This is a genomic window from uncultured Sphingobacterium sp. (assembly GCF_964277905.1).
Taxonomy (GTDB): Bacteria; Bacteroidota; Bacteroidia; order Sphingobacteriales; family Sphingobacteriaceae; genus Sphingobacterium; species Sphingobacterium siyangense.
Genome location: NZ_CAXYKD010000042.1, coordinates 1 through 12,336 on the forward strand (window position 1 = coordinate 1; position 12,336 = coordinate 12,336).

The 12,336-nt window shown below is 40.9% G+C and carries 12 protein-coding genes; all 12 read right to left on the reverse strand.

Going from position 1 to position 12,336, the window contains the following annotated elements; genetic code table 11:
* Positions 1–119: FAD-binding protein (locus ACHWSC_RS18290; protein WP_394677729.1), on the reverse strand; the 119-nt coding region annotated here is incomplete at its 3' end.
* A 42-nt stretch (positions 120–161) separates the two neighbouring features.
* Positions 162–1,406: a nucleoside permease gene (locus ACHWSC_RS18295; RefSeq protein ID WP_394677730.1), complete on the reverse strand. Its 1,245-nt coding sequence runs from the start codon at positions 1,404–1,406 to the stop codon at positions 162–164.
* A gap of 95 nt (positions 1,407–1,501) precedes the next feature.
* Positions 1,502–2,425: a hydroxypyruvate isomerase family protein gene (locus tag ACHWSC_RS18300; RefSeq protein WP_394677716.1), complete on the reverse strand. Its 924-nt coding sequence runs from the start codon at positions 2,423–2,425 to the stop codon at positions 1,502–1,504.
* Between the two features lie 15 nt (positions 2,426–2,440).
* Complete coding sequence (locus ACHWSC_RS18305) at positions 2,441–3,463, reverse strand: FAD:protein FMN transferase (protein ID WP_394677717.1); 1,023 nt, start codon at positions 3,461–3,463, stop codon at positions 2,441–2,443.
* Positions 3,464–3,475: 12 nt separating this feature from the next.
* Positions 3,476–4,789 (reverse strand): Gfo/Idh/MocA family oxidoreductase, encoded by a 1,314-nt coding sequence (locus ACHWSC_RS18310; protein WP_046672915.1) that lies wholly within the window; start codon positions 4,787–4,789, stop codon positions 3,476–3,478.
* A gap of 26 nt (positions 4,790–4,815) precedes the next feature.
* Positions 4,816–5,784: an SUMF1/EgtB/PvdO family nonheme iron enzyme gene (locus tag ACHWSC_RS18315; RefSeq protein ID WP_075992891.1), complete on the reverse strand. Its 969-nt coding sequence runs from the start codon at positions 5,782–5,784 to the stop codon at positions 4,816–4,818.
* Between the two features lie 236 nt (positions 5,785–6,020).
* Entirely contained in the window at positions 6,021–6,611 is a 591-nt protein-coding gene (locus ACHWSC_RS18320; protein WP_075992892.1) for a hypothetical protein, read from the reverse strand.
* A 5-nt stretch (positions 6,612–6,616) separates the two neighbouring features.
* Positions 6,617–7,360, reverse strand: a complete 744-nt coding sequence (locus tag ACHWSC_RS18325) for a hypothetical protein (protein ID WP_394677718.1) — start codon at positions 7,358–7,360, stop codon at positions 6,617–6,619.
* A 323-nt stretch (positions 7,361–7,683) separates the two neighbouring features.
* Positions 7,684–7,947, reverse strand: a complete 264-nt coding sequence (rpmA, locus tag ACHWSC_RS18330) for a 50S ribosomal protein L27 (protein ID WP_046672918.1) — start codon at positions 7,945–7,947, stop codon at positions 7,684–7,686.
* Between the two features lie 44 nt (positions 7,948–7,991).
* Positions 7,992–8,303, reverse strand: coding sequence for a 50S ribosomal protein L21 (gene rplU / locus ACHWSC_RS18335; protein WP_028068281.1), 312 nt, complete (start codon positions 8,301–8,303; stop codon positions 7,992–7,994).
* Between the two features lie 160 nt (positions 8,304–8,463).
* Positions 8,464–10,506, reverse strand: coding sequence for a M13 family metallopeptidase (locus ACHWSC_RS18340; protein WP_394677719.1), 2,043 nt, complete (start codon positions 10,504–10,506; stop codon positions 8,464–8,466).
* 29 nt (positions 10,507–10,535) lie between these two features.
* The gene (locus ACHWSC_RS18345; protein ID WP_394677720.1) at positions 10,536–12,044 is read right to left on the reverse strand and encodes a GNAT family N-acetyltransferase; all 1,509 of its coding nucleotides are present in this window, start codon (positions 12,042–12,044) and stop codon (positions 10,536–10,538) included.
* Between the last annotated feature and the right edge of the window lie 292 nt (positions 12,045–12,336).

Sequence of the window (12,336 nt, forward strand, 5' to 3'; positions counted from 1 at the left end):
ATGTTACGACCACGCTCCAGCATAATTGTTTTCAGCCCTTTCTCTGTCAATTCTTTCGCAGCCCATCCACCACTTATCCCCGAACCGATTACAATTGCGTCATAAGTATTTGTTGCCATCTCTCTTCTAATTATTTGTTTTTAAATAGTTATTTTTTCTGTTTAGTGTGCAGCATTTGTATTGTCGATCTTTTCGTCCTTAAATAAAGCTAAAAAGATAAAAAATACAACAGCTGCGATAATTGCAGGTACAACCCAAGTATGATTCCAGAATGCCGCCATATCAGTTGCTTTCAATTCTTTGTACTTGTCTCCGACATAACTTGCTACCCAGAAACCGATCAATTGTCCAACACCATAGGTTGCCAAAGTGATCAAGCCCTGTGCTGCCGATTTATATTTAACGCCAGCTTTGCTATCCGTATAAATCTGTCCCGAAACAAAGAAAAAGTCATAACAGATACCGTGCAATGCAATACCGATCAACAACATGAACGATAATTCACCCGAATTGCCATAAGCAAATAACAGGTAACGGATTACCCAAGCCAACATACCGACTAAAATTGTTTTCTTGAAGCCAAATTTTGTAAAGAAAATTGGGAGTGCCAACAAGAACAAGACCTCTGAAAACTGACCAATCGTCATCTTACCTGTTGGATTTTCCAATCCTATTTCAGTAAGGAACAAGTTGGCATTTGAATAATAAAATGCCAAAGGAATACAGATCAATACCGAAGAAATGAAAAAGATCAAGAAGTTTTTGTCTTTCAACAATTTGATCGCATCCAGACCAATGATTGATGCAAAGGATGGTTTTTCGGTTTCATCCAATTTAACAGGCGGTGTTTTAGGTAATGCGAAGGAAAATACGCCTAGTACCAATGAGGCTACGCCTGACATCAAGAAGGTATTTTTCAAAGCTCCTTCTGATGCGCCTGCGTCCCATCTGAAGATATAGCTAATTGCCAATCCTGCCGCAATCCAACCAATTGTTCCCCAGATACGTATTCCTGAGAATTGTTTTTCCGGATTAGTCAATTGTCTGAATGAAACTGAACTAGCCAAAGCTAATGTTGGCATATAAAGTATCATATAGGCCAAAACATATGGATAAAATGTCGACATGTCTGCAGCACCATACATCTGATACATCAATACCGCACCGACCAAGTGTAAAACACCCAAAATACGCTCCGCATTGAAATAGCGATCTGCAATCATTCCGACAATAAAGGGAGCAATAATAGCACCCAATGATTGTGTTGAAAATACATTGGCCATTTCAAAATCCGTTGCATGTAGATTTTTGCTCAAGAAAGTACCTAATGTGACAAACCATCCCCCCCAAATAAAAAATTCGAGGAACATCATGAAGGATAGTTTAAATTTTATTGTTGATGAAATCATAAAAAAAATGGTGTTTTACAATACTACTAATTGGTTTTACCTGCTCAATTTAAGAAATTAAATCTAATTGTCAATAGTACACTATTAAAATATTACAAAAAGCTATCGACCTCGCGATAAGCCGCCACCAAGCGATCCTCACCCTCTTTCCCGGGTTTGGAAATACCATGTTCCATCCCCATGACACCCTTATATCCTTTACTATGAATGTGTTTGAATACGTTTTTATAATTGATCTCTCCTGTAGTCGGTTCTTTACGGCCTGGATTATCGCCGATTTGAATATAAGCAATTTCATCCCAGCAACGATTCATATTTGCAATTAAATCTCCTTCGGTACGCTGCATATGATAAATATCATATAAAATTTTGCAGGATGGACTGTTCACGGCCTTACATAAAGCATAGGTCTCATGTGTTTGCTGCAAAAATAGATCTGGTGTATCACTTAAGGTTTCCAACACCATCACCAAGCCATGTGGTTCAAAGATCTCCGCACCCTTACGCATCGCAGTAAGTATGTTGCTGAACTGATTACCCCAAGGTAGTTTTCTTTCATAAAAGCCAGGTACCACAGTCAGCCATTTTGCATTGCATCGCTTGGCAGCTTCGACAGACTTCTTGCATGTTTCGACAAACTTATCTAAATACTCTTGTTTACCCGTCGCTAAAGAAGGCATCCAGTTTTGTCCGCCATCCACAACAAATACCCCCATTGTCATGCCTAACTTAGCCAATAAATCTCCGATCTTCTTCTGCTCATCCAATGTTCTGCCCAAATAGCCATTATCTTCTATTCCACGAAATCCCAAATCATGCATATACCGAATTTCATCCAGGAAATTGTCACCTGCATGATTTTTGAACATCCCTTGATGCGGGGCATAATTTAAGTTAAATGTCTTTCCTTTATCCATCGTATTTGCTGTATTTTGAGTGGTTGACGCAAAAGCCTGTCCAGCTAGTCCTGCCCCGGCGGCCAAAAGACTACCTTTAATAAAATCCGATCTCTTCATTTTATTTATAATTGATTAATTTTTAAATAATTTACCAAATCCATCCGAATAAATCGCTTCAATGGACTGATTTTTATTTTTAAAAATGACAAAAACCTCCACACCCTTCAATTCTTTGGCCTTTGTCTTAATTTGTTCGGGTTCCATGCCCATAAAATAATTATCCAGTGCATCCGCTTCCATAGCAGCCTTCGCATAGACGCTAACACTCAATATATCGGTCGTGTATGGAAAACCCGAAACAGGGTCGATATGATGACCCAATTTTTTCCCTTTGTACTTAATAAACTTTTCAAAACTGCCTGCCGTTGTAAGCGCCCCTTCTTTGAGCTGCGCAACAGCGGTCATCAATTCCTCTCCACCCGCATCATCGGGCTGAACAATACCAATAGAAAAGCCCTGTCCACCTGGCGGAGTCCCCAAAGCCCTGATTTCACCACCGACCTCTACCATATAATTGGCAATTCCCTTTCGCCCAAGATAGTCGGCCAAAACATCCACCGTATAGCCCTGGGCAATACCATTGACATCTATTTTAATCCCTTTCTTCTTTTTGGTCAGCCGATTGCCACTAACCTTCAGATAGTGCATTCCCACCAGTTCCTTCGCTTTTAGCACCGTCGCCGAATCTGGGGCGACCGGACTCTTATTAGCACCAAAGCCCCATAGGTTGACTAGCGGGGCAATAGTAATATCGAATTGACCTTTCGATAATTTATGATATTTAAAGGAAGCTTTTATCACCTTGGCCATATGACTATCCATCACGATAGACATTACCGTATCTGTATTGAACTTGGATATTCTCGAGTCCTTCCGATAAATTGACATCGACAAATCGATCGCCGTTAAAATACTGTCAACTTCCGACCGTCTAACAAGACTGTCGGAAGCGAAGTAAGTGATATGGAATTGAGTCCCCTGCGCGGGTCCTTCCAGCCGAATTTTTTGGAGTTTCGTTGATGGTATTTGTGCCTGTACATCAATGCAACAAATCGTGACAAAAAATAGAAGACACAAATTCCACCTTAATCCCATCGGCCCAAAAACTTAAATATATAGGTTTGTGTTTTGACCAGGCATCGCTACAGGGTAAAAACCTTCTGCATCCGGAAGTAACTTTGGTTTAGCATCCCAAGCAAGTACATCTGGTCCCAGTTTGATGGTAGACTTCAAGGCTTCATCCCATTTGATCACTTTACCTGTATAACAAGCGATACGCCCGATAATACCTGTCAACGTACTATAAGCACCATATTCTGCATTATCAAATTTATATTCGCCTTTCGAAATTGCTGTAAAAAGTTCTTTATGTTCTTGTTGATAAGGGTTCGGATTGCCCTTGGCATCATGGCGATAGATTTCTTTTCCTTTCCAGTCGTACAATACAGCCTGTCCACCTGCAGAAAGGTAAGCACGTCCTTTTGTTGCCTGGAATTGCTCGTCTACACGGTTATGTATACCCTCAAAGTGTCTACACTGACTATAAACAACACTATTGTCAGCATAGGTTAGTTCTAATGCGAAATTATCATAAATTTCACCATACTCTTTGCCGGTACGGTGTGCTCTGCTCCCTGTACCTTGGATCGATACGGGATAAGCACCTTTCACCCAATTGGCGATATCAATATTGTGCACGTGCTGCTCAACGATATGATCGCCACACAACCAGTTAAAATAATACCAGTTACGCATTTGGTACTCCATTTCAGTTTGCTCTGGTTTGCGCGGACGCACCCATACACCACCTGAGTTCCAATAAACTTGTCCAGAGGTAACATCACCGATAGCACCTTCGTGAATACGTTTGATAGCCTCACGGTAATTCGTTTGATAACGGCGTTGCAAACCAACCACAACATTCAATTTTTTACGTTTAGCTTCTGCAGCCACACGTAAGACCTGTTGTACACCTGGGATATCAACAGCTACCGGTTTCTCCATGAAAACATGTTTACCTTGACGGATCGCTTCCTCAAAATGCATTGGTCTAAATCCTGGAGGAGTTGCCAAAATAACAACATCGGCCAATTGAATTGCATCTTTATACGCATCGAACCCTACAAATTTATGGTTGTCGCTTACATCGATCTTATCTTGCCATTTTTCTTTCAGCGTTTTATAAGTACTTTCTAAATTATCTTTAAAAGCATCTGCAAGTGCCACCACTTTAATGTTCATTCCCGAACTTAATGCATCAAATGTAGCTCCAGTTCCGCGGCCCCCACAGCCCACTAAGGCAACTTTGATAACATCTGAACCAGCAGCATATGCACCTGATAAAGGCATTGAGCTCAACACAGCGCCCCCAGCAACTACAGCAGAAGTTTTAATAAAATCTCTTCTTTCTAGATTTTCCATAACAGTTTTATATTGATTATTTTATATTAAAAGTCTTTGATTGGCTGTTTGTCGTAATAAGCCATAATTTCTTCGTGACTGGGTGGATTAAGGGGTCTTACCAGTCTCATACCCACGAATGGAGCTTCCGGAAACCACCAGTTACTTTTTGGAATTTGTGGATCCAACTGTTTCCACACGGGATCTGAAGCACCACGCGCTGCAGAGCGCATATCCTCGGCCCCGCTGTCAAAAGCACCACCTCGTACAACATGTGGATACAGGGTTGTCGGAACGACTACGGGGTTGGTCAATACCTTTCCTTTGCCTTCATTGTAACTATCGGCCTTATATTGGTCATAAGTCCACTCAGCAACATTGCCATAAATATCATAAAGACCCCAAGGGTTCGGTTTCTTCTGTCCTACAATATGTGTTTTCTGTTCACCATTATCTTTAAACCAGGCATAATCTGCTAATGGCGTTGCTTGATCGCCGAAAAAATAAGTTGTCTTTGAACCAGCTCGAGCTGCATATTCCCACTCAGCCTCTGTTGGTAAACGATAAAACACACCGGTACGGACATACAACCACTTACAGAATTGGATCGCATTGTAATGGGTCATCGCCAAGGCCGGGTGTCCTTCTTTTCCAAAACCAAAAGTCATATCCAAATAGGGTTTGGTAGGTCGCGTAACGGCATCAATCTCTTTGGATACTTTACCGTCCTTACTCTTTGCGATCTCATAATCTTTATACAGGAACGGTTCAAAGAGATCCCAGGTTACTTCATACTGCCCCATCCAAAATGGGTCCAACTTCACCTCATGTGCAGGTTTTTCATCTTCTTTCCCGCCGCTTGTAGTTCCCATTTTAAAACTACCACCAGGGATTGCTAGCATTTTGAACGTCAGATTGGTTCCTTCAATAGGTTGCTCATACGGTTCGAACGTCTTCTGAGCCATAGCGTGCACGCCAGCAAATAACAAAACAGGAATAAAGATTCTTTTTAACATATTTAGGTTTGTAATTAGAGACTAAAATATAAAATAAGGTGTATACTTTACACTTTGACACTATAACTTTTTTATTACAGTTTAATTCTTAACATAATAGTCCATTCGTAATAACGATTTAGCAGGATACTGATTAGGGTCCCGGGGGAACTTAACTAGCCTGAAAATCAAGATCAATAAAAAAGGTTTTCCATTTTCATGGAAAACCTCGATATCTTATCACAGCATGCCTGTGTCTAAAGCAGAATCTTACGACTTACCGCCTTATCGATGGTAATATACCCCGGGTAGAACACCGACTGCCCTGCGATATTGATAGAAGGTTTAACTTTTAACGTAAATATCCCCTTTTTATTCTCATCGCTTGACATTAAAAAATCCTGCAAGTCAGAATTCTTCAACAAATCATAGATATTGGTGGCTATACGCACATTGGCCACTGTAGATTCTCCGGGCTCTATTTGTAATGATTGATTCACAATCCCTTCCACAAGCTGCTGCCCGCCGTAAAGAATGATATACTGGAACTTATTAATAGACGCTTTTTTGAGCGTCGGGTTATCAATTTTAAGTCGGATAACTGCATCCAATGGAATATCTTTCCGCAAATAGGCCAATGCCAAGCTCGGCGCCGCTCCCAGGTCAATTTGATTATTCCTGATCAGTCGTTGCAATGATGTTCCAGCCAATCGAATACTATCTACCGATTCCACATCGAATTTACATTTCGCCAAATTTTCGATCTGTGCCTTTTGTCGATTCACACCACAGCCGGAAATAAACAAACCCAGCAGAACCAAACATCCAAATAAAATTTTCTTGCTCATAGCCACTATTTTCCTCCAAATTTATATAAAACTCCCAGTGTAAACAATGGGTACCCTGCTTTTAAATAGGTATTACTTTTAAAACCGAATACCATACCGTTCGTATATTGCAGCTTCCATCCTTTCCCTAACCCCATTCTTGTATAAAATACAGGTTCAATAAGCATATTATCTTCTTTCTCTGCCGGAAGACCATCAATAGCAAAATTTTTCATACGCATATTGCTCAGCCGGATGATGGTACCGTAATCAATATCATGCCGGTTGCCGAACAATTTCAGAGCATCCTTTTTCTCCGATGAAAAGTTCACCTGCACAAACACCTTGTCAAAATCCATATCCTTCGTTTCTACAACGGCCTGTCCCATCGTCGACGAACGTTTATCAACCACACTTGTATTACCCAGCCCATACCCCCCGTAAACCTCAAATACACGATTATTTTTTCTACCAAAGCGTGTGTAATAACCTATCCCCGCTTCGCCCATCTTTTGTGCGTAGTCTTTGATATTGGATCTATTATCCACATATGAACCATTGGCAATGACAGCCACATGATCTGTTACAGCTACCCCCAGGTTGGCCGATACATTGGCCTTTGTATTGATATTGCCGGAAACATAGACCTCGCCAGCTTCCGTAAACATAGGCGCCGAAGGCACATTGGGCATGTAAATCGAACTACAGGAATAAAATGAACAGGCAAATAACCCGGCACACAAACCATATCCAAACTTGTTGTATTTCATATGTAAGTATTTATTCAATCGTGCTTGCATCCAGTGATATTTACGAATGCTACGCCTATTGTCTTAAAAACACCTATCCTTTATAAAAATTGTACCAAAGCGGTTACATTTAACAGAAAATAACAATTTAAACAGCCCAAAAAGCTTAAAAAGCTCAGTACCGAGCCCGATAAATTCAGTATACCAGGTAGCAATTTCGCAGAGCATCCCGCTATCACGCTCCAGGATCACCCGATAGCAGGCACATCGGAACAGTAGCTAAAAGTATAAACAACAAAAAAGGCATCAATTTCTTGATGCCTTTCCAATATTGTTGCAAAACCTTATGCTTGTTCTGTAGGAACTACAGATACATAAGATTTATTGTTAGCTTTTTTACGGAAAACTACTTTACCGTCTACTAAAGCGAACAATGTGTGGTCTTTACCAATACCAACGTTTGTGTCAGGATTGTGTTGTGTACCGCGTTGGCGTACGATGATGTTACCAGCGATTGCTTGTTGACCACCGAAGATTTTGATACCTAAACGCTTGCTATGTGACTCACGGCCGTTCTTAGAACTACCCGCACCTTTTTTGTGTGCCATTTCTTTATCTTAATTTAAGACTATTTGTCTGATTAAAAATTCAATTATAACGTAATACCAGTGATCTGGATTTTAGAAAATTGTTGACGGTGACCGTTTTTCTTTTTGTAGCCTTTACGACGTTTTTTCTTGAAAACGATAACTTTATCGCCTTTTAAATGAGACAAAATTTTAGCCGAAACTTTTGCACCAGCAACGCTAGGTGTACCAATGGTAAATTTACCACCGTCTTCTGCTAACAATACATTGTCAAATTCAATACTAGCGCCTTCATCTCCTTGTAAACGGTGTACAAAAAGGAACTGGTCTTTTGCAACCTTAAATTGCTGTCCTGCTATATTTACTATTGCGTACATTGTTAATTAATTAAATGTGTTATTAAATGAAGGGCAAAAGTAATCAGTTTTTATCATAATTCAAAGACAAATTTACTTTTTCGTTTCCTTTTAAACGTTATGAGTTGAACAGCATTGTCTTAATCCGTATCGGGACAATGCTATTCACCCCTGTTTTCGCTTACCAAACCAAAATTCTCTTCTCAGGTGCTACATACATTTTTGCCGTAGGCTGTACATTAAATGCTTTATAGAAGGCCTCCATATGGTATACGGGACCATTTACCCGAAATTGTTCGGGGCTATGTGGATCAACTTTTAAACGTAACCGCATGCGCTCATCGCTGCTCTTTACACGCCACACTTGCGCAAAACTCAGGAAGAAACGTTGATCTGGTGTAAAGCCATCAATTTTATCCTGCCCCTGCCCTTGCTTGGTTAATTTGAAAGCATCATAGGCAATATTTAAACCGCCGATATCCGCCAGATTTTCACCTAAAGTAAGCTCACCGTTTACATGTTGATTGTCCAACAGCGTAAAACCACCATATAACTTCGCTACCTGATTGGCGCGTTCCGTAAACTGTTTCGCATCCACTGCCGTCCACCAATCGTTCAAGTTACCGTCTTTATCATATTGACGCCCCTGATCATCAAAACCATGTGTCATCTCGTGTCCGATAACGGCACCGATAGCGCCATAATTGATCGCATCGTCCGCATTGGCATCGAAGAATGGGAACTGCAAGATGCCGGCCGGGAATACAATTTCATTATATGGTGGATTGTAATAGGCATTCACCGTAGGAGTTGTCATCAGCCATTCGGCCTTGTCAACCGGTTTGCCGATTTTACCTGCCATTTCTTTATAGGTATGCTTTGCCGCAGACTGTAAATTGGCGTAGTAGGTATCTTTGGCAACCTCCACGTCACTGTAATCTTTCCACTTCTCCGGGTAACCGATTTTTTTGGTAAATGCTTCCAATTTTTCAATCGCTTTCTTTTTGGTTTCAGGTGTCATCCAGTCCAATTTCTCGATACGGCTCTTATAGACTTTTTGCAAATTGTCGACCAATTCGAGCATTCGTTTTTTTGCTTCGGGTTTAAAATACTCATCCACATACAACTTTCCGACAAGCTCGCCAAGGTTCTCGTCGGCCGAGCTCACCATCAGCTTCCAACGTTCCTTCTCCTGCTTCTGTCCATTTAGGGTTTTTCCGAATAATTCAAACTTTGCATCCCTGAAACCCTTGCTCAGTGCCGTCGCAGAAGCATTCGCTAAATCTGCTTTTAGTTTTGTTTTCCAACTATCTAAGGACTGTGATTTCAACAAATTATTCAGAGCAAGATAAAATTTGGGTTGCTGTACCAAAATGGTATCGGTCTTCACATCCAAACGTTGCAAAATATCTTTCCAATTGAGGTTTGGTGTTTGTTTTTGAAATTCCTGTACCGCAAATTTATGGTAGTTTTTGATGGGATCGCGCAATTCTACCGGTGTAGCATGCGATTTGGCTATTTCTGTTTCCAAGCGCAGCACTTCCTCTGCCGACTTTTGTGCATTTGCCCCTTCGCCGATCAGTCCGAATAATTTTACCAGATACGCAACATAGGCCTCCCGGATTTTCTTCGCTTTGTCATCCTGATCCAAGTAATAACTTGCTTCAGGCAGGTTGAGTCCACCCTGGAAAAATTGCAATGCATTTTTAGTGCTGATCCGGTCATCTGCTGCTACATAAAATGTAAAAAGATCACCATCCCCCTCTTTAAATCCATCCGCAGCATAAGCGATCAATTCATCAATACTTTTCAACCCATTGATTTTTTGAATAGCCCCTTCGATCGGTTTCGCGCCCAATTTATCAATCGTCACCGTATCCATACCACTCGCATAGAAATCGCCGGCCTTTTGCTGATCGGAACCTTTTTTGTTGTCAGACTTCGCCGCACCCTCCAAAATAGATTTCAGGTTTGCCAGGTTTTCATCAGCAAGAATATAAAATGAACCCCAGCCAGTTTCAGAAGCCGGGATCTGGGTATTTTTCATCCAGCTTCCATTCGCATATTGGAAGAAATTATCTCCTGGATTCACTGTGGTATCCATGCCTGAGACATCAAAAAAATTTGTGCGGACCTCCTGAGCAGTATCGCTTTTCTTATTTGACTGACATGACATCATCATTAAGACCATGGATAGCGTCCCCCATTTGACTTTTTGTATCATATTTTAAGAGATTAAAAGAGTATTTAAATTTACTTCAAAAGTTTCACTTCATACAAATCCTTCCTTCTATCCTTCTTGACTTTAACGGTACCGTACTCATGAAGGTCTCGCAGGGCATAAAGATCAACGTCGGCAATAAGCACCATCTCAGCATTCGGTGTCGCCTCAGCTTTAATGGCATTATTGGGAAAAGCAAAGTCCGAAGGGGTAAAAACAGCGGACTGCGAATATTGTATATCCATATTATTCACACGCGGCAAATTGCCCACGGAGCCTGCAATAGCCACATAACATTCATTTTCTATCGCCCTAGCCTGCGCACAGGTACGCACCCGGATGTATCCGTTTTGGGTATCTGTCATAAAGGGCACAAATAGGATCTGCATCCCCTGATCGGCCAAAATACGGCTCAATTCAGGAAACTCTACGTCGTAACAGATCAACAGTCCCACTTTACCACAATCGGTGTCAAACACCTTTACCTCACTTCCGCCCACCATACCATAATATTTAAATTCATTTGGGGTGATGTGAATTTTTTTAAACTCATCCAGCTTACCGTTGCGATGGCAGAGGTAGGAAACATTATAGAGTTTTTTGTTTTCCATCAAAGGCATCGACCCGGCAATGATATTCACATTGTAGGAAACGGCAAACTGTTGAATGCGATCGATAATCTCCGAGGTATGCTGCGCGAGCCTCTCCATTGCCAGGCGCTCGGGAAGATCATTATACGGACTCATCAACGGCGTATTAAAGAATTCAGGAAACATGATAAAATCGGTTCCATAATCACTCACCGTATCCACAAAGAATTCTATCTGATCGTAAAATGCCTCAAGATTATCAAATAAACGCATTTGCCATTGCACCAGCCCCAAGCGGATCGTCTGCTTGGTCGTCGAAATGGACCTTGTCTCGGGCTCATAATAAATATTATTCCATTCCAACAGGGTAGCGAACTCCATCGATTCAGCATCCTCGGGCAGATAGTGCTTAAGTATTTTTTTGACATGAAAATCATTCGATAGCTGAAAGGTCAGCGTCGGATCATAGATCTCCTTACGTTTGACTTTCTCGATGTAAACCCGCGGACTCATTTTATCCGCATAGTTATGGTAATTGGGAATACGCCCCCCGGCAACAATACATTTGAGGTTCATCTGTTCACACAGCTCCTTACGTGCATCATAGAGACGGCGTCCAAGACGTAAGGCCCGATGTGCCGGATGAACAAACACTTCTATCCCGTACAGTGTATCTCCATCATCACTATGTTTGGTAAACTTACCGTCATCGATAATATCATAATAACTATCGTAAATATTATTCTTCTTTGAATTCAGGATAATCGACAAGGCACAAGCGACCACATGTCCATCAATCTCCACACATAACTGCCCTTCGGGAAATAACTCTATCAAATCCTGAATATTTTCCTTTGACCAGGTCTCACCAACACCATCATATGCCTGTTCCATCGATTTTTTCAAATCAACATAATCCTTCTTTGTCAAGTTACGCACTTGAATATCCATATAAATCTCCTTTTTGAAATTAGTTATTTAAATTTAGTAAAAGTAAAGGCCAAGTCCAAAACTAGCAATCGGCAACAAGCGAACACCAGATGGCACCTAATTTCATATTTTAGACAGTGCTTACTCAGTGATTGTTCAGTGCTCGTTCAGTGCTTGCTCAGTGTACACTGAATATACACTGACTTATTACTGTCTAAACATTGATTAAAAAATGTTAATAGTTACTACCTGAGTATACAGATGTTTCAATTCTAATATAGATGTTGATGATCTTATATCTTAACAGGCAGTT